Source organism: Embleya sp. NBC_00896 (assembly GCF_045207785.1).
Classification (GTDB): domain Bacteria; phylum Actinomycetota; class Actinomycetes; order Streptomycetales; family Streptomycetaceae; genus Embleya.
On record NZ_CP108776.1, the window covers coordinates 887131 to 904604 of the forward strand.

Consider the following 17474-nt stretch of genomic DNA (forward strand, 5'->3'; position numbering starts at 1 on the left):
GGCACGGATGCGGCTACCGATCGTAGGGAGGCCGCTACGCGGTGAAACATTTGTCGCCGAAAATCCGACATGATTCGGATGTACGTGCCATGATGCGCGGTTGCGCGCGGGATTTTTGGCCGCGGGTTCGTCTTGGTCGGCTCGGGTTTCGGTGCCCACCCGCGCCGCCCTTGCGTTTTGCCCGGAGGCTGGGGTCTTTACGGCGGCGGGTCGCCGAACGGCGCTCGCGGCCCGGTCAGGCGTCCGGGGCGAGTTTCGCGGCTTCTTCCGGGGTCAGGCCCCAGGCTTCCAGGGTGCTCGCGTCGATCCGTCCCGAGGCATCGCGGGCCAGCGACGGGGTCCTGGACAGCCGGGGTGCGGCGGCCGGTTGGAGGGTGCCGTCGGGGCGGACGAAGGTGGCGCGGGCCTGGTTGTGCGGGTGTTCGGCGGCCTCGTCCCAGGTCAGGACCGGGGTCACGCACGCGTCGACGGGCTCGAAGATCTCGGTCCACTCGGCGCGCGTACGGCCGGCGATCACGGCGGTGAAGCGTTCGCGCAGGATCGGCCAGCCGGCGGTGTCCGTCTGCGCGGGCAGGTACTCGTCGGCGAGCCCGAGGCCGGCCAGGAACAGGGCGTAGAACTTCGGTTCGAGCGCGCCGACGGCGATGTGTCGGCCGTCGGCCGTGGTGTACACGTCGTAGAACGGCGCGCCGGTGTCCAGCAGGTTGTGGCCCGGTTCGCCCTCCCAGCCGCCGAGGCCGCGCATGCCGTGGATGAAGGCGCTCAGCGTCGCGGAGCCGTCGGTCATCGCGGCGTCGACGACCTGGCCGTGCCCGGACGTCCGGGCCTCCAGGAGCGCGGCCAGGATGCCGAAGGCGCAGAACATCGCGCCGCCGCCGTAGTCGCCGACCAGGTTGAGCGGCGGCACGGGGCGGTCGCCGGCCCGGGTGAAGGCGTGCAGGACGCCGGAGATCGAGATGTAGTTGATGTCGTGCCCGGCGCGCGGCGCGAGCGGGCCGTCCTGGCCCCAGCCGGTCATCCGGGCGTAGACGAGCTTGGCGTTGCGCTCCAGGCAGGCGTCGGGGCCCAGGCCCAGGCGTTCGGCGACGCCGGGGCGAAAGCCCTCGATCAGCACGTCGGCGCCGTCGATCAGGCGCAGCACGGTGTCGCGCGCGGCGGGGTCCTTGAGGTCGGCCTCCAGGGTGCCGAGCCGGCCCCGGCCGACGGCCATCGACGGCATCGCGGCGCCGCCGGGCCGGTCGACCCGGATGATCTCGGCGCCGGCGTCGGCGAGCATCATGCCGATGAACGGACCGGGCCCGATCCCGGCCAGCTCGATCACCTTGATGCCGTTCAGTGCGCCCATGCCGACTCCTCGCTCACGCCACCACGCCAAGTGTGTTGCACAGTCAAGCAGATGCGCGGTCGGCTGTCGCCGGTCCGGCCCGGTCGGCCGGCACGCGGTGGCCCGACACCCGGAGACGCGCATGCCGGTGCGAGCACTCGCCCGCGGCCCGACGACGGTGCGGCTCCCGGACCCGGTAGGTAGCGCCGGGCGACCCGCCCGATCCCGACGCGCCGCGCGGACGCGTTCCGTGACGCGTGAGCGACCGCGCGGCGATTCGGCCGCGGGCGCGCTCCGGAGCCGAGCCGCGTCAGCGCCCCTGCATCCGCACGATCTGCAACGCGATCATCAGGTTGAGCCGCAGATGCGGATCCTGCGTGAACGGCCCCAGCAGCCGTTCCAGCTTCGTGATGCGATAGCGCAGGGTGTTGTAGTGGACATAGAGCCGGCGGGCCGTCTCGGCCACGTTGAGGTTGGTGTCGAGCAGGACCTGCAACGTGTTGCGCAGGTCGGCGGCCTCGGGGTCGCGCGGATGGGCGAGCGAGCGCAGCGCCTCGTGGCCGAAGCGGTCGAGTTCGCCGGGGTCGGGGATCAGGCTGAGCAGCCGGAACACGCCGAGCTGGTCGAAGTCGGCGACCGCGCCCGGACCGTGGATGCGCCGGCCCGCGGCGACCGCGCGGCGGGCCTGGTCGTAGGCGGCGGGCAGCGCGTCCAGGGTGTCCGCGGGGCGGCTGATGCCGGTGGTGAACGAGCGGATCGCCCCGCCGCAGTCCGCGTGCACGCCGGCGGCGAGCTCGCCCACCAGGCGCGCGGACTGGCCGTCGGCCGGCGCGCCGAGCAGCGCGACGACCTCGCGCGGATAGGCCGCGACGGCCGCCTCCGGCGCGTGCGCGCCCACCGCGGTGGACCACGCGAGCGCGAGCGCCTCCTGGCCGGCTCGCACGACGTGCGGGTCGCCGCTCGCCGCCGGCGGGTCGGCCTCGGCGACCACGACGAGCAGCGGACCGCTCGGGATCACCGCCCAGCCGGTGAGGTCGGTGCTGCGCCCGGTCAACAGATCGCGCAACAGGTCGCTGCGGTACTTGGCGTCGGAGGCGGCCTCGGCGAGCCTGCCCGCGAGACCGATCGCGGTGTCCACGAGCGGGCGGCCCAGCGGTCTCCGACCGCCGGTCTTGGCCGAGTTCGGGGCGGAGTTCGGGGCGGAGGTCGGAGCCGGCGTCGGAGCCGGGACCGAGACCGAGACCGAGGCCGCCGAGACCGCCGAGACCGCCGAAACCGAGGCCGGGCGCGGATCACCGCCGGCGTCCCACGCGGTCGAGGCGCCCGCGACCCGCGCACGCGGCACATGGCCCGGCTCGGGGGCGCTGGCGCCGCCGCCGACGGCCTTGCGGCGGCGTGGCGGCAACCGGCGGGGTGTCGCGCCGGCCACCGCCGCCCGCGCGATGCCGCCGCCCGTCTTGTCCGCGGGACGAAACTGTGGTTCGCCCCCGGCTGCCGTTCCGCCCGCGTCCCCGAGGTTGCCCATATACCGACCGTAGCGTTACGAACACGCGCGCGTCAGCATCCGGGAGAGCGCGCGGGCAGTGCACGCCCGGAGTGCGCTGGGCGCACGATCCCCCGTGCGATCCCCCCACGCGAGCCACTGCACGAGCCGCCGTACGAGCCACAGTGGAGAAATCCGACGCATCGCCACCCCTCCCCGCGTGGCGCGCTTGACCGTTGTGTCCGGATCGCCATAGCTTGCGAACGAGCGGTGGCGGTTCGCCCCGCAGCGAGACGAAGCCCCCGGTCGTTCCCCCGTGGCCGGGGGCTTCCCCGCGCGGAGCCGCCCGCGCCACACCACCCCGGCGCACCTCCCCGCCCCGCCTCCTCGCCGCTCCGCCCCGGCTCACCACACCGAATGCCGTTCGCCCCTCGGATTGCCCGGCCCCGCTCGATACGATGCGCTGGGACGAACGCGTGGCGGTGCGGACACCATCCGTGACCATTGCGTGCGTGACGGGCAGCGGAACGGGAGAGGCTCCAGGACGTGGCTTGTGGATGTCGCCGGACGCGGACCCGGCGGGATCCACAGGCCGCGCCCTGAGGGCGTCGCGATCCGGCGACGGGGGAATGGGCGCACCGGGATCATCGGCAGCGGGCCGGAATCCTCTCGAAGTCCCCTCGGGGACGCGGGTACGCGGGAGAGGGCCGGCCGGGGGAAGGGGGGTCCACCGTGGGACAGACCGATCGTGGCGCACGTACCGGAAGTCCGGCCGAACTGGCCTGGCTGCGCGGCATGGACGCCTATGTCGCCGGCGAATACGGCCAGGCGGAGGTGCAGTTCCGGGCCGCCGTCGAGGCCGACCCCGCGATGGCCGACGCCTGGCTGGGCCTGCACGCGCTCAAGGTGGACGTCGCGGCCGCGGTGGTGGCGATGCATATCAACCGCGAGCGGTTCGGCGAGCAACGCGCGAAATACGGCCGGCCGCTCAACTCCTGGTACTGGCTGGGCTGGTGGGTACAACTGGTCCTGGAGACCCCGCGCGACCTCGCGCTCGCACACGCCTCGCACTGGCTGGACGGGCGACATCTGCCCGAGCTGGACGCCGCGCTCGCGCTGTGTCCGCCCGCCGAACAGGACGCCGCCACCCGGTTCCTGCTCGCCTGCCGGGCCTATCTGGGCAAGGACTGGCAGCAGTTGCTCCGGCACACCGCGGGCCTGGACGACGACGCGCTGCTCGGCGTGGAGGCGGGCCTGTTCGCGGGGATGGCCCGGGTCCGCCTGGGCCTGTACGCGAAGGCCGAGCAGGTGCTGGCCACCGCGCTCGTGCGCTGCCGCTCGGAGCACCCGCAGCGCAAGGAACTGCGCTACTGGCTCGCGCGCGCGTACGAGGAGACCGGGCGCACCCCCGCCGCGCTGCCGCTGTATCGCGCGGTGCACCAGGCCGACCCCTCGTTCATGGACACCACCGCCCGGTTGTCCTCGCTGGCTGCGGGCGAGCCGCTGGACGAGTACGGCGGGGTGACCGCGCGCCTGGCCGGCCCCGTCGTCGGCCGCGGCCCGCTCCCGGACGTGCTCCCACCCGTGTCCGCCACCGCTCCCCCGCCGCCCGGCATACCGCCGACCGCCGAGGTCGAGCACGAACCCGATCCGGTCCCGGACCCCGGCGACGAGGAACCGGAGGCCGACGTGGACGTGCGCGTGGCCGTGGGGCCCGCGCCGATGCGCGCCGAGGCCGCCCCCGAGGAACTCGCGCTGGTGCTGCACGAGTTGGAGTCGATGGTCGGCCTGGAGCCGGTCAAACGCCAGGTCCGGGCGCTGTCCGCGCAGATGCGGATGGCCCGCCTCCGCGAGGCGCAGGGCCTGCCCGCTCAGGCCCCCAAGCGGCACTTCGTCTTCTCCGGCCCCTCCGGCACCGGCAAGACCACCGTCGCGCGGCTGCTCGGCCGGGTGTTCGCGGCCCTGGGCTTGCTGGAGAGCGACCGGCTCGTGGAGGCGCAGCGCTCCGATCTGGTCGGCGAATACCTGGGCCAGACCGCGGTCAAGACCAGCGAGCTGATCGATTCGGCGCTCGGCGGCGTGCTGTTCGTGGACGAGGCGTACGGACTCACCAACGTGGGCTACTCCAAGGGCGACGCGTACGGCGACGAGGCGCTCCAGGTGCTGCTCAAGCGGGCCGAGGACGACCGGGACCGGCTGGTGATCATCCTGGCCGGCTATCCCGAGGGCATGGATCGGCTGCTGACCTCCAATCCCGGTCTGTCGTCGCGGTTCACCACGCGGGTGGAGTTCCCCTCGTACGGCGCGGAGGACCTGGCCCGGATCGCCGAGGTGATGGCGACCGGCGGCGGCGACTCGTGGGACGAGGACGCGGCGGCGGAGCTGCGCAGCATCACCGCGCACGTGCGCGAGCAGGGTTGGATCGACGAGCTGGGCAACGCCCGCTTCGTCCGCACCCTCTACGAGAAGTGCTGCATGTACCGGGACGTGCGGCTGGTGGAACTGCCGGACGGTCCGGACCTGGCCGAGCTGACGACGCTGCGGCTGTCCGACCTGTTCCAGGCGTACGGAGACCTCGCGGACGGTCGGGGATAGCCGCGCGGTCTTCGGGTAGCCCTCTCCGATCATCGGTTTTCCCGGTGACCACGGCCCCGACCCGTCGGCGCGGCCGCGACCGGACGCGGTAGGGACGAACTCGCACGCGCCGGTGGGGCACGCGCTGCGGGGCAAGGAGCACATCCAGTACGACAACCCGTTCGACGTGGGGATGTCGGGGCTGCTGGGCTACGGTGCCGCGTACGAGGCGATGCACGAGGCGGACCTGCTGATCCCAATTCGGCCCGGCCGGCGCTTGAGGCCAACCAAGCCCGGCCGGCGCTTGAGGCCAAGCGGGCCGCAGGCCGGCCAACCCCCGCGATGCCTACCGCTCGTCCGGCGCCGTACCGTACTTCTCCGCCAACGCCCGAAGCTCCCGCGCAGCGGAAATCGCCTGGGCCTTGCCGTTGGACGTCTGGATCCCCATCACCGGCAACGTGTCCCCATCGGACATGTCGATGTACACCCAGGGATCCCCCGGCCGCAGGTAGACCCGCACGATCTGGGCCCATTCCAGATGCGTGGTCCGCACCAGGTTGACCACGGTCACCCCGCCCGCGGCCGCGACCACCTTCGGCCGACCCAGCATCAACATCGCGCCGAGCCCGAGCACGCCGGTGAACGCGACCCCGGCCCGCGACCCGAACCCCCAGCCGCCCTTCTCCGGAAGCATGAGTGCCAACACGCACAGGCCGACGAGGATCACCGCGCCGACGACCGCGGTGATCAGGCGGCTGCGCTTCGCGTACCAGGTACGCGGGAGGTCGGCGCCGGGTGTAGGGGTGCTCATGGTGGAACGGTGCTCCGTGGGGGTGGGGTTGGCCGGCCGGGGAGTGTCAGAGGCGGCAGGCGTGGATGCCGGTGACCAGGATCGCTCGGGCGCCGATCTCCCACAGGTCGTCCATGATCTGCTGGGCGTCCTTGCGCGGAACCATCGCGCGCACCGCGACCCAGCCCTCGTTGTGCAGCGGGCTGACGGTGGGCGATTCCAGGCCGGGGGTCAGCGTGACGGCCGCCTCGACCCGTTCGACCCGGATGTCGTAGTCCATCATCACGTAGCTGCGCGCGACCAGGACGCCCTGCAGCCGGCGGACCAGCTGCTCCAGGGCGGGCGAGGTCTCGGCGCCGGCGCGGCGGATCAGCACCGCCTCCGAGCGCAGGATCGGCTCGCCGAACACCGCCAGGCCCGCCTGCGCGAGGGTGGTGCCGGTCTCGACGACGTCGGCGATCACGTCGGCGACGCCGAGCTGGATCGCGGTCTCCACCGCGCCGTCCAGCTTGACCAGCGCGGCGGCCTCGATGCCGTGCTCGGCGAAGTCGCGCTCGACGATCCCGATGTAGGAGGACGCGACGCGCAGGCCGGACAGGCCCTTCTTGCCCTGGCCCTCCAGCTCGCGGGCCATCTCGGCGGGCGCGGCGTAGCGGAACGTGGCCTTGGCGAGCCCGAGTTGGAGGATCTCGTCGGCCTCGGCGCCGGAGTCCATCAGCAGGTCGCGCCCGGTGATGCCGGCGTCGAGCCGGCCGGAGCCGACGTAGATGGCGATGTCGCGCGGGCGCAGGAAGAAGAACTCGACGTTGTTGTCGGGGTCGGTGAGGACCAGTTCCTTGGAATTCTTGCGCTGGCGGTAACCGGCCTCATGGAGCATCGCCGACGCAGGCTCGGAGAGGGAACCCTTGTTGGGGACGGCGATGCGCAGCATGAAATGACCCTTCGGGGTGGTGCCGAACGATGGTGGCGGTACAGCGGCGTCCCCGGCCCGGGCAGCGGACCGGGGACGGCGGTTGTCACAGGTGAGCGTATACGTCCTTCAGGGAGATACCGCGGGCGACCATCATCACCTGCAGGTGATAGAGGAGCTGCGAGATCTCCTCGGCCGTGCGCTCGGCGCCCTCGTGCTCCGCGGCCATCCAGACCTCGGCGGCCTCCTCGACGACCTTCTTGCCGATGGCGTGCACGCCGGCGGTCACGAGTTCGACCGTGCGCGAGCCCTCCTGGCCGGACGCCGCCTTGGCCTGCAGCTCGTCGAAAAGCTCTTCAAACGTCTTCATGGTGCCCATCGCGTGGTTGTGGGTGGCGGGAGGTGACGGCCGTGCCCAGGACTCGGAACTCGGAACTCGGAACTCGGGCCGAACGCCGCGGTTACGAGAGCGTACGCAACGCCATCGCGGTCGCGACGGCCGCCTCCACCGCTTCGCGGCCCTTGTCCTCGCGCGAACCCGACAGGCCCGCCCGATCCAGGGCCTGCTCCTCGGTGTCGACGGTCAGCACCCCGAAGCCGACGGGTACGCCGGTGTCGAGCGCGACCCGGGTGAGGCCGTCGGTGGCGGCCGAGCACACGTATTCGAAGTGCGGGGTGCCGCCGCGGATCACGACACCGAGCGCGACGACCGCGTCGTAGCCGCGGCCGGCCAGCGCCTTGGCGAGCAGGGGCAGCTCGAACGCGCCGGGGGCGCGAATGAGGGTGGGGTCGGTGATGCCCAGGTCGGCCAGGGCCTTGAGGGCCCCGTCGACGAGTCCGTCCATCACGGTGGTGTGCCACTGCGCGGCGACCACGCCGACGCGCAGGTCGCGGCAGCCCTCGACGGTCAGTTTCGGGGCTCCTGCGCCACTCATGTCTGTGGGTGTCCTTTGGCTGAAACGGCTGGGAAATCGGCGGTGGTGGGGTGATGCGGCGGGTCGAACCTACCGGCGCGGCGCGGACGGTGCCGCGCCCGTGTCACCGATACGGGTGAGTCTTCACGCGTGTTCACGCGTGTTCACGCGTGCGTTCACGCGGTGGAGACGGCGTGTCCGTTCGCGTCGACGATCTCGGCGACGGCGGCGACGTCCGCGGGGCTCTCGCTCGGGTCGAGCCAGGGCAGGTCGTGGCCCATCCGGTCGCGCTTGGTCAACAGGTAGCGCAGGTTGTCGGCGGTGGCGTGCACGGGCAGCGGGACGCGGCCGGTGATCTCCAGGCCGTAGCCCTCCAGGCCGGCGCGCTTGGCCGGGTTGTTGGTGAGCAGACGCATCGAGCGCACGCCGAGGTCGACCAGGATCTGCGCGCCGGTGCCGTAGTCGCGGGCGTCGGCGGGCAGGCCCAGTTCGAGGTTCGCGTCCACGGTGTCGTGGCCGGCGTCCTGGAGCTGGTAGGCCTGCAGCTTGTGGATCAGGCCGATGCCGCGACCCTCGTGGCCGCGCATGTACAGGACCACGCCGCGGCCCTCGGCGGTGACCCGGTCGAGCGCGGCATCCAGCTGCGGCCCGCAGTCGCAGCGCATGGAGCCGAACACGTCGCCGGTCAGGCACTCGGAGTGCACCCGCACCAGGACGTCGTCGCCGTCGCCCAGGTCGCCGGCGACCAGCGCGATGTGCTCGACGCCGTCGGCGGTGCTGCGGTAGCCGATCGCCCGGAAGGTGCCGTGCTCGGTGGGCAGCCGGGTCTCGGCCGCGCGCTCGATGGTGCGCTCGGTGCGCCGACGGTACGCGATCAGGTCGGCGATCGTGACGATCTTGAGGCCGTGCTCGCGGGCGAACGGGACCAGCTGCGGCAGCCGGGCCATCGTGCCGTCGTCGTTGACGACCTCGCAGATCACGCCGACCGGCGCGAGCCCGGCCAGTTCGGCCAGGTCCACGGCCGCCTCGGTGTGGCCGGGGCGCACCAGCACGCCGCCCTCGACGGCGCGCAGCGGGAAGATGTGGCCGGGGCGGGTGAGCTGGGTGGGCTCGGTCGCCGGGTCGGACAGCAGCCGCACGGTGTGCGTGCGGTCGGCGGCCGAGATGCCGGTGTCGACACCGTCCTTGGCGTCGACGGAGACCGAGTAGGCGGTGCCCTTGCGGTCCTCGTTGACGGCCGTCATCGGCGGCAGCTTGAGTCGGTCCAGGTCGGCGCCGCGCATCGGCACGCAGACCACGCCGGAGGAGTAGCGGATCATGAAGGCCATCAGGGCCTGGGTGGCGAGTTCGCCGGCGAAGATCAGATCGCCCTCGTTCTCCCGGTCCTCGTCGTCCACGACGACGATCGCCTCGCCCGCGGCCATCGCCTTGATGGCGTCCTCGATCGTGTCGAGCCGCAGCTCGTCGGGAGCGCTCATCTGTGCCGGAACCTCGATCTCGGTGGTCTTGCTGCCGGTGCTCACGCCATTGCCCCTTCCAGGTGCCGTTCTGCCCCGAGGGCAGCCCCCTTGTCCCGGTACCGCCGGGAGCGGTTCCACCAGTCGACGAGCCCGGCGACGCACATCACGAAGAAGACGCCGTAGACGAGTCCGCTGAACACCAGGCCGTGCTGCACGGCGAGCGGTACGCCCACCACGTCGACGGCGATCCACACCAGCCAGAACTCGAACAGGCCGCGGGCCTGCGCGAGCATCGCCACGACCGAGCCGACGAAGATGTACGCGTCCGGCCACGGCGCCCACGAGATGCCCGTGTGCTCCAGCAGCAGCGCGAAGCCCACGGTGCCGGCCGCCATCAGCGCGACCAGCGCGATCCGCTCGTAGGCGGTCGCGAAGCGGATCTCCACCTCGCCGGCGCCGCGCCGCCCGCGTGACCAGCGCCACCAGCCGTAGCCGGCGGCGAGGATGATGACGGCGTTGCGCATCGCGCTGCCGCCCAGGTGCACCGACGTGTTGGCCGCGATCAGCAGCGCCGCGCCCAGGATCTGCACGGGCCACGCCCACAGGTTGCGGCGCAGCGCGAGCCACACGGTCGCAAGTGACGCGGTCTGGCCGAGCAGGTCGGACCACGGCACGGGCTTGTCCGCGACGGTGAACGCGGCGTCGTTGAGCCAGCCGATCACGATGTCCCCCCGTGGCTGCCCAGCCGTTCGACGTACTTGGCGATGATGTCGACCTCGAGGTTGACCGGGTCGCCGACCGCCTTGACGCCGAGCGTGGTGAGGGCGAGCGTCGTGGGGATCAGGCTGACCGTGAAGCTCGCGTCGTGGGCCTCGACGACGGTGAGGCTGATCCCGTCCACGGTGATCGAGCCCTTGTCGACGACGTAGCGGGCCAGGTGTGCGGGCAGCGCGATCTCGACGATCTCCCACTCCTCGCCGGGCGTGCGGGCGAGGATCTCGCCGGTGCCGTCGACGTGGCCCTGGACCAGGTGTCCGCCGAGTCGGCCGCCGAGCACCATCGGGCGCTCCAGGTTGACCCGGGAGCCGGCCGCGAGCGCGCCCAGGCTCGATTTGTCGAGGGTCTCCTGCATCACGTCCGCGGTGAAGACGGCCTCGGCCGGGTCGACCTTGTCGTCCACGACGGTCAGACACACGCCGTTGACGGCGATCGAGTCGCCGTGGCGGGCGCCGGTGGTGACGACGGGCCCGCGGATGGTGATCCGGGCCGAGTCGGCCAGCCGCTCGATGGCCACGATCTCGCCGAGTTCCTCAACGATTCCGGTGAACATGCGTCAGGACTCCTTCGTACGGTCGGCGGGCGCCGGCCGGGTGCGGGCGGTGATGCGGATGTCGGGTCCGAGCCGGGTGACGTCCTCGACGTCCAGTCGCAACACCTCGGCGATCGTGCCGATTCCGGCCGGGCCGAGGGCCGCGGGTCCGGCGCCGAGGAGTGCCGGGGCGAGGTAGCCCACGACGGTGTCGATCAGGCCGGCCGCGGCGAACGCGCCGGCGAGGGTGGGGCCGCCTTCGAGCAGCACCGCGCGCACGTCGCGCGCGTACAGCTCCTTGAGCAGCGTGTGCGGGTCCAGTCCGCCTTCGGCGCGCGGTACGCGCAGTACGGCGGTCGCGGGCAGGTGCGCGGCGTCCGCGTCGGGGGCGACCGCGATCAGTGTGGGCGCGGCGTCGTCGAGGACGCGGGCGCCGGCGGGGGTGCGGGCGTGCGTGTCGACGATCACGCGCAGGGGTTGGCGCGCGCCGGGCACGTCGCGCGCGGCCAGGTGCGGGTCGTCGGCGCGCAGGGTGCCGGATCCGGCGAGCACGGCGTCGACGCTCGCGCGCAGGGTGTGCACGTCGGCGCGGGACGCGGCGGAGGTGATCCACCGGCTGGTGCCGTCGGCGGCGGCGCTGCGGCCGTCCAGGGTGGCCGCGTACTTCCAGGTCACGTGCGGGCGGCCGAGCCGGGTCGCGGTCAGCCACGCGCGGTTGCCGGCCTCGGCCTCGGCGGCGAGCAGGCCGCCCTCGGCGTCGATGCCCACCGCGCGCAGCACCGCTCCGCCGCCGGCCGCGGCCGGGTTGGGGTCGGCGACGGCGTAGCGGACGCGGCGGATGCCGGCGTCGATCAGGGCTTGGGTGCAGGGGCCGGTGCGGCCGGTGTGCGAGCAGGGTTCGAGGGTGACGAACGCGGTGCCGCCGCGGGCTTTGCCGGCCGCCGCGCGCAGCGCCTCGACCTCGGCGTGCGGGGCGCCGGCGCGGGTGTGGAAGCCCTCGCCGACGATGGTGCCGTCGGGGCCCAGGAGCACGCAGCCGACGACGGGGTTGGGGCTGGTGTGGCCGAGGCCGCGGCTCGCGAGCGATATGGCGCGGCGCATCGCCGTGGTCTCGTCGACCGGCGGGGTGGTGTTGCCCTCCACCTCGTGCCTCCTCGCGTTCGACGCGGGGCACCGGGATGTTTTCGGGCAGGACGGCACGACGGAATCGACGTGCGGGGATGGCTGCGCACACTGGGTACGCGGACATGCCGCAGTCGCTCGCCGCGCGCAACCTCCCATCCGGACTTTAACCGTCGGTACCGGAATTCCACCGGTTCAGCCAGCCGTCGCTCCGCGTGATGCGGGACGTCGACCGGGTCGCGGACTGTAACCGCCGGTTCGGATTTTCACCGACCCCGGAGCGCGCGTACGTGACTTTCGTACACCTCGAAGTGTGCCACGACGGCCGACAACGTTGACCTTGTGCAACCTGTGCTGTCCGTCACGGTGTGTTCGTACGCCGAAACACGGTTTCGCCCTTGCCGACCTGACGCCCAGTCAGATACTCGGGGCGGGACCGGGTTCCGGGTTCGGTCGAGGCGGTTCTCCGGTTCGACCGAGGCGGTTCCGGGGCGGAGTCGCCGCGATGAGATTCTGTGCGCATGACCGTGCAGATCAATCCGAGCATCCTGTCCGCCGACTTCGCCCGCCTCGCCGACGAGGTGGCGCAGGTGCGAAACGCCGACTGGCTTCACGTGGATGTCATGGACAACCACTTCGTCCCGAACCTGACCATCGGATTGCCCGTGGTCGAGAGCCTGATCAAGGCGACCGACACCCCCATCGACATGCACCTGATGATCGAGGACCCCGACCGTTGGGCGCCCGCCTACGCGGAGGCCGGCGCGGGCAGCGTCACCTTCCACGTCGAGGCCGCGACCGCGCCCGTCAAGCTCGCGCGCGACCTGCGCGCCAAGGGCGCGCGGGCGTCGATGGCGCTGCGGCCGGCGACGCCGATCGAGCCGTACGAGGACCTGCTGCCGGAGCTGGACATGCTCCTGGTGATGACGGTCGAGCCCGGTTTCGGAGGGCAGAGCTTCCTGGAGATCATGCTGCCGAAGATCCGCCGGACCCGGCAGTTGATCGCCAAGCACGGCCTCCAGATGTGGTTGCAGGTCGACGGCGGCGTGTCCGCCAAGACGATCGAGATGTGCGCCGAGGCCGGGGCGGACGTGTTCGTGGCCGGCTCCGCGGTGTTCGACGGACGCGACCCCGGCGCGGCCGTGGACAAGCTGCGGGGGTTGGCGACGAACGCCGCGGAGCGCTGCGCTCACTAGGGCGGGATTTTCGTCCCACCCGCCACCCGTTGCGGTGGGTGAGCGGGCTGCGGGTTCACGGGCTCCCGGCGGGGCCCGTCGGGCCGCTGGGGCTTCGTCACAACGAGTGAATGTCCGGGCCTCTCGTCATCCTCGCCGGGGCGAGGGGCCCGCCGCTCGGGCGGACCACACCGTCCAGTGGTCGCTCTCGTGGATGGGGCCCTCCGCGGGCAGTCTCGACTCGATGTAGGCGGCCAGGTCGGCCAGTTCGCGGTCGGTGAGTTCGTGCAGGATCGAGCGGCCGGTGCGGGCCCGCAGGTCTGCGGTGACCTCTCGGGCGTTCGCGTACACGCGGCGGGTCTCCTCCAGGGCGGTGCCGCGGACCGCGCCGAGGCCGGCCGCGCGCAGGGCCGCCTCGACCGCGGGAGCGGAGGGGCGACGGGCCGCTTCGACGTCGAGCAGGGCCGGGAAGCGGGCGAAGAACCAGCCGCGCAAGTGGGTGGGTGTCCCCGGGCGGGCGACGTCGTCGAGGGTGCGGTCCTGCACGATCAGCGTGCCGCCGGGCGCGAGCAGGCGGCGGGCCTCGCGAAAGCACGGTCGAGGCGGGCCTCAAGGGCCGCGCGGTCGGTCAGGCCCGCTCGCGGCTGCGCCGTCGGGACAGGTATGCCGCGGTCAGGATCGTGATCCCCGCCATCGCCGCCAGGTGTTCGCGCCCGGCCAGGTTCGGCTTGATCGCGACCTCGGCGATCATCAGGATCCACACGCCCGTGAACAGGATCGGCGCGCGGCGCACCATCGCCAGGCACACCACCAGGCCCACCACCGCGGCCGAGGGCCCGGTGTCCAGGACGTCGCCGTGCCGGGCGTCGATGCCCAGGAGGTGATCGGGGCCGATCGCGACCATCGCCCGCGCGGCCAGCGTGCCGCACAGCGTCGCGACGTAGGCCACGATCAGTGTGCGGCGCCGGCCGAGGTCGAGTTCGGCGAGCCCGAAGACGATCAGGACCTGGGCCAGCGCGCCCCACACCGGCAGATCCGGGGCCGGCACGAACAGCGAGATCGGGGTCCGCAGCAGCGCGAGCGGCAGCGGGATGTTCGCGCTGACGCCGCCCAGGATCCGGGCCGCGTCGCCGCCCCACTCGGTGCGCCACGCCAGCCAGAAGGCGAACATCGACAGCACCGCGCAGGTGGTCAGCGGAATCGCCCGCGCCCCGTGCGCGCGCAGTTCGCGGGCCGGGACCGCGGTGAGCCGGCGCCATTCGCCGAGGACCGCCGTGCCCGTGCGGGCGAACGTACCGGGCCGCGCGGAGGTGCGGTCGAGCGTGGGCATGGGCGGGACGGCTCCTGCGTCGGCGGGCTCCGGCCGCTCCTCGGTACTCCTGGGACCCGAGGGGCGGCCGGTGCGGCCGAGCCCGTTGTGGCGACCGCACGCCCGCCGTTATGCCCTTCTTCTACCGATTTCAGCCCTGTCTCGGGCCATCCGTGCGGGTGATTCAGCCCGTCCGGCGGAGCAGCGCCAGATACATCGCGTCGGTGCCGTGCAGGTGCGGCCACAGCTGGACGTCGGGGCCGGTGCCCAGGTCGGGCACACCGGGGAACAGCGGCCGGGCGTCGATCAGCTCGGCCTCCCCCGCGCGCAGGATGTCGTCGACCACGACGCGGGTCTCGGCCGGGTGCGGCGAGCAGGTCACGTACGCGATCACCCCGCCGGGGCGGGCCGCGGCCACCGCGGTGCGCAGCAACGCGCGCTGGAGCTCGGCCAGTTCGGGGATGTCCTCCGGCTTGCGGCGCCAGCGCGACTCGGGCCGCCGGCGCAGCGCGCCCAGGCCGCTGCACGGCACGTCGGCGATCACCCGGTCGAAGCTGCCGGGCAGCCAGGCCGGCTTCGTGCCGTCCGCGGTGATCACCTGATGGTGGGTCAGGTGTCCGATCGCGTTGCGGACCAGGCGCGCGCGGTGCTGCCGGCGCTCGACCGCCAGCAGCCTGACGTCGCGGCCGGTGGCGATCGCGGCGAGCAGGCCGGCCTTGCCGCCGGGTCCCGCGCACAGGTCGAGCCAGCGGCTCTCGTCGCCCTCGACGTCGGCGTTGGCCAGCGCGGTGGCGACGAGTTGACTGCCCTCGTCCTGGACGGCGGCGCGGCCGTCGCGGATCGCCTTGATCCCGGCGGGGTCGCCCTCGGGGAGGGTGGCGGCGTACGGGGACCAGCGACCGGGGACGGCGCCGGCCTCGTACAGCTCGGCGAGTTCGACCCGGCCCGGGCGGGCGACCAGGGAGATCACCGGGGCGATGTTGTCGGCGCCGAGCAGGGCCTCCATCGCGGCCCGGTCGTGGGCGTTGCCGCGCGCGCCGAGGGCGTCCCACAGGGCCTGCACGATCCAGCGCGGGTGCGAGTGCAGGACGGCGAGGTGGCCCTCGGGGTCGTCCTCGTAGGCCGGCGCGATCTGCCGCAGCCACGTGTCCAGGTCCTGCTTGGAGACCCGGCGCAGGATGGCGTTGACGAACTTCGCGCGGCCGTCGCCGAGCACGGCGCGGGCCAGTTCCACGGTCGCCGAGACGGCGGCGTGCACGGGCGTGCGCATGCTCAGCAGCTGGTGCACGCCGAGCGCGAGCACGTCCAGGACCGGCGGGTCGATCTCCTTGACCGGCCGGTCGGTGCAGGCCGCCACGATCTGGTCGTAGGTGCCCTGGCGGCGCAGCGTGCCGTGGACGAGCTCGGTCGCGAAGGCGGCGTCGCGGGGGATGATCTTGCGCTCGCGCAGCAGCGCGGGCAGGACCAGGTTGGCGTAGGCGTCGCGTTCGCCGACCGCGTGCAGGACGTCGTAGGCGGCGAGCCGGGCGGCGTCGGGGCGGGGGCGGCGGTAGGGGCGTGCGGCGGGGGCGTTGGTCACGGTGCTCAGTTCGTGCCGAGGGTTTCACCGGGCTCGGGGTGTGCGCCCCTGGCCCAGTCGGTGGCGGCCATCATGCGTTTGCCCTGGGGCTGGACCTGGGTGAGTTCGACGGCGTGGCTGCCGGTACCCACCCGGACGACCTTCTTCTCGACCGCGATCTCGCCGGGGGCGAGCGCGTTGTCGCCGCCGCGCAGGCGGACCGGGGCGAGCTTGAGGCGCTCGCCGCGGAAGGTGGTCCAGGCGCCGGGGGCGGGGGTGCAGCCGCGGACCAGGCGGTCCACCCGCAGTGCGGGGGCGGTGAAGTCGACGCGGGCGTCCTCGACGGTGATCTTGGGCGCGAGGGTGACGCCCTCGGGCGACTGCGGGCGCGGGTACAGGCTGTCGTCGGCGATCCCGTCCATGGTCGCCACCAGCAGGCGGGCGCCGGAGCGGGACAGCCGGTCCAGCAGGTCGCCGCTGGTGTCGGTGGGGCGGATCTCGTCGGTGACCACGCCGTACACCGGGCCCGAGTCGAGGCCCTCCTCGATCTGGAAGGTGCACGCGCCGGTGATGTCGTCGCCGGCGATGACCGCGTGCTGGACGGGGGCCGCGCCGCGCCAGGCGGGCAGCAGCGAGAAGTGCAGGTTGACCCAGCCGCGCGCGGGGATGTCGAGCGCGGCCTTGGGCAGCAGCGCGCCGTACGCGACGACGGGGCAGCAGTCGGGGGCGATCTCGGCGAGACGGGCCAGGAACTCCGGATCGCGCGGCTTGGCCGGGCGCAGGATCTCGATCCCGGCCGCGGCGGCGCGTTCGGCGACGGGGCTCGCGACGAGCTTGCGGCCGCGGCCGGACGGGGCATCGGGTCGGGTGACGACGGCGACGACCTCGTGGCGCGATTCCAGGAGGGCTTCGAGGGCTGGGACGGCGACCTCGGGGGTGCCGGCGAAGACAAGACGCATGGGGGTTTAGAGGGCCTTCCCGAAGGTGCCGTGGGGAGAGAACTTGACCTGCGGCGGGGCCTGTCCGGCCCACGCGGCGTCACGCAGCGCGCGCAGCGCGGCCTTGCGCTGTTCGCGGTCGAGCCGGTCGATGAACAGGATGCCGTCGAGGTGGTCGGTCTCGTGCTGGATGCAGCGCGAGAGCAGTTGGGTGCCCTCGATGGTGACCGGGTCGCCGTGCATGTTGAAGCCCTTGGCGACCACGCCGTACGCGCGCTTGGTGTCGTAGCGCAGCCCGGGGAGGGACAGGCAGCCCTCGGGGCCGTCCTGTTCGTCGTCGGACAGGTCCAGGTCCGGGTTGATCAGGTGCCCGACCTCGCCGTCCACCTGGTACGTGAAGACCCGCAGCGCGACGCCGATCTGCGGGGCGGCCAGGCCGCTGCCGGGTGCGTCGCGCATGGTGTCGGTGAGGTCCGCGACCAGCCGGCGCAGCTCCTTGTCGAACACGGTGACCGGGTCGGCCTTGCTCCGCAGGACGGGATCGCCGAACAGGCGGATCGGCTGGACTGCCACGGGTGCGCTCCCCCATCGATGGTCGGGCTGCGATG

General features: G+C 73.0%; 17 protein-coding genes, 1 pseudogene and 1 riboswitch. Of the genes and pseudogenes, 3 read left to right on the forward strand and 15 right to left on the reverse strand.

What is annotated here, in order from left to right:
• Nucleotides 1–235: 235 nt before the first annotated feature.
• A complete protein-coding gene (locus OG928_RS04195) occupies nt 236–1345 on the reverse strand; it encodes a CaiB/BaiF CoA transferase family protein (protein ID WP_406279403.1) in 1110 nt (369 codons plus the stop codon).
• 289 nt (nt 1346–1634) lie between these two features.
• Complete coding sequence (locus OG928_RS04200; protein ID WP_406279406.1) at nt 1635–2849, reverse strand: PucR family transcriptional regulator; 1215 nt, start codon at nt 2847–2849, stop codon at nt 1635–1637.
• 753 nt (nt 2850–3602) lie between these two features.
• On the opposite strand from OG928_RS04200, the gene OG928_RS04205 reads away from it, so the two are divergent.
• Nucleotides 3603–5402 (forward strand): AAA family ATPase, encoded by a 1800-nt coding sequence (locus OG928_RS04205; protein ID WP_406290766.1) that lies wholly within the window; start codon nt 3603–3605, stop codon nt 5400–5402.
• A gap of 106 nt (nt 5403–5508) precedes the next feature.
• Nucleotides 5509–5637 (forward strand): annotated as a pseudogene (locus tag OG928_RS04210) (hypothetical protein); the annotation flags it as partial.
• A 90-nt stretch (nt 5638–5727) separates the two neighbouring features.
• Here the strand turns inward: OG928_RS04210 and OG928_RS04215 are convergent.
• The 8 genes from OG928_RS04215 to ribD all read right to left on the reverse strand — a co-directional run bounded on the left by OG928_RS04215 (nt 5728) and on the right by ribD (nt 11865).
• Nucleotides 5728–6192 (reverse strand): PH domain-containing protein, encoded by a 465-nt coding sequence (locus OG928_RS04215; protein ID WP_406279408.1) that lies wholly within the window; start codon nt 6190–6192, stop codon nt 5728–5730.
• A gap of 46 nt (nt 6193–6238) precedes the next feature.
• Nucleotides 6239–7102 carry an ATP phosphoribosyltransferase gene (gene hisG, locus OG928_RS04220; protein WP_406279411.1) on the reverse strand — a complete coding sequence of 288 codons (864 nt, stop codon included), beginning with the start codon at nt 7100–7102 and terminating at the stop codon, nt 6239–6241.
• Between the two features lie 85 nt (nt 7103–7187).
• Nucleotides 7188–7451: a phosphoribosyl-ATP diphosphatase gene (locus tag OG928_RS04225; RefSeq protein WP_406290768.1), complete on the reverse strand. Its 264-nt coding sequence runs from the start codon at nt 7449–7451 to the stop codon at nt 7188–7190.
• Between the two features lie 91 nt (nt 7452–7542).
• On the reverse strand, nt 7543–8016 hold the full coding sequence (gene ribH / locus OG928_RS04230; RefSeq protein ID WP_406279414.1) for a 6,7-dimethyl-8-ribityllumazine synthase: 474 nt from the start codon (nt 8014–8016) through the stop codon (nt 7543–7545).
• Between the two features lie 155 nt (nt 8017–8171).
• Nucleotides 8172–9473, reverse strand: coding sequence for a bifunctional 3,4-dihydroxy-2-butanone-4-phosphate synthase/GTP cyclohydrolase II (locus OG928_RS04235; RefSeq protein WP_406290770.1), 1302 nt, complete (start codon nt 9471–9473; stop codon nt 8172–8174).
• 41 nt (nt 9474–9514) lie between these two features.
• Nucleotides 9515–10177 carry a nicotinamide riboside transporter PnuC gene (locus OG928_RS04240; protein WP_406279417.1) on the reverse strand — a complete coding sequence of 221 codons (663 nt, stop codon included), beginning with the start codon at nt 10175–10177 and terminating at the stop codon, nt 9515–9517.
• Nucleotides 10174–10785 (reverse strand): riboflavin synthase, encoded by a 612-nt coding sequence (locus OG928_RS04245; protein ID WP_406279420.1) that lies wholly within the window; start codon nt 10783–10785, stop codon nt 10174–10176. The genes OG928_RS04240 and OG928_RS04245 overlap by 4 nt, the downstream gene beginning before the upstream one ends.
• 3 nt (nt 10786–10788) lie before the next feature.
• Nucleotides 10789–11865, reverse strand: coding sequence for a bifunctional diaminohydroxyphosphoribosylaminopyrimidine deaminase/5-amino-6-(5-phosphoribosylamino)uracil reductase RibD (gene ribD / locus OG928_RS04250; RefSeq protein ID WP_406290772.1), 1077 nt, complete (start codon nt 11863–11865; stop codon nt 10789–10791).
• Between the two features lie 164 nt (nt 11866–12029).
• A riboswitch (FMN riboswitch) is annotated at nt 12030–12174 on the reverse strand.
• A gap of 233 nt (nt 12175–12407) precedes the next feature.
• On the opposite strand from ribD, the gene rpe reads away from it, so the two are divergent.
• Nucleotides 12408–13082 (forward strand): ribulose-phosphate 3-epimerase, encoded by a 675-nt coding sequence (rpe, locus tag OG928_RS04255; RefSeq protein ID WP_406279423.1) that lies wholly within the window; start codon nt 12408–12410, stop codon nt 13080–13082.
• A 126-nt stretch (nt 13083–13208) separates the two neighbouring features.
• On the opposite strand, the gene OG928_RS04260 is transcribed toward rpe, so the two are convergent.
• From OG928_RS04260 to def, 5 genes are all read right to left on the reverse strand, one after another.
• Nucleotides 13209–13607, reverse strand: a complete 399-nt coding sequence (locus tag OG928_RS04260; protein ID WP_406279426.1) for a hypothetical protein — start codon at nt 13605–13607, stop codon at nt 13209–13211.
• An 82-nt stretch (nt 13608–13689) separates the two neighbouring features.
• Entirely contained in the window at nt 13690–14391 is a 702-nt protein-coding gene (locus OG928_RS04265; protein ID WP_406279429.1) for a hypothetical protein, read from the reverse strand.
• 163 nt (nt 14392–14554) lie between these two features.
• Nucleotides 14555–15949: an RsmB/NOP family class I SAM-dependent RNA methyltransferase gene (locus OG928_RS04270; RefSeq protein ID WP_406279432.1), complete on the reverse strand. Its 1395-nt coding sequence runs from the start codon at nt 15947–15949 to the stop codon at nt 14555–14557.
• Nucleotides 15950–15954: 5 nt separating this feature from the next.
• The gene (gene fmt / locus OG928_RS04275) at nt 15955–16887 is read right to left on the reverse strand and encodes a methionyl-tRNA formyltransferase (protein WP_406279435.1); all 933 of its coding nucleotides are present in this window, start codon (nt 16885–16887) and stop codon (nt 15955–15957) included.
• Nucleotides 16888–16893: 6 nt separating this feature from the next.
• Nucleotides 16894–17439 carry a peptide deformylase gene (gene def, locus OG928_RS04280; protein WP_406279438.1) on the reverse strand — a complete coding sequence of 182 codons (546 nt, stop codon included), beginning with the start codon at nt 17437–17439 and terminating at the stop codon, nt 16894–16896.
• Nucleotides 17440–17474 lie beyond the last annotated feature (35 nt).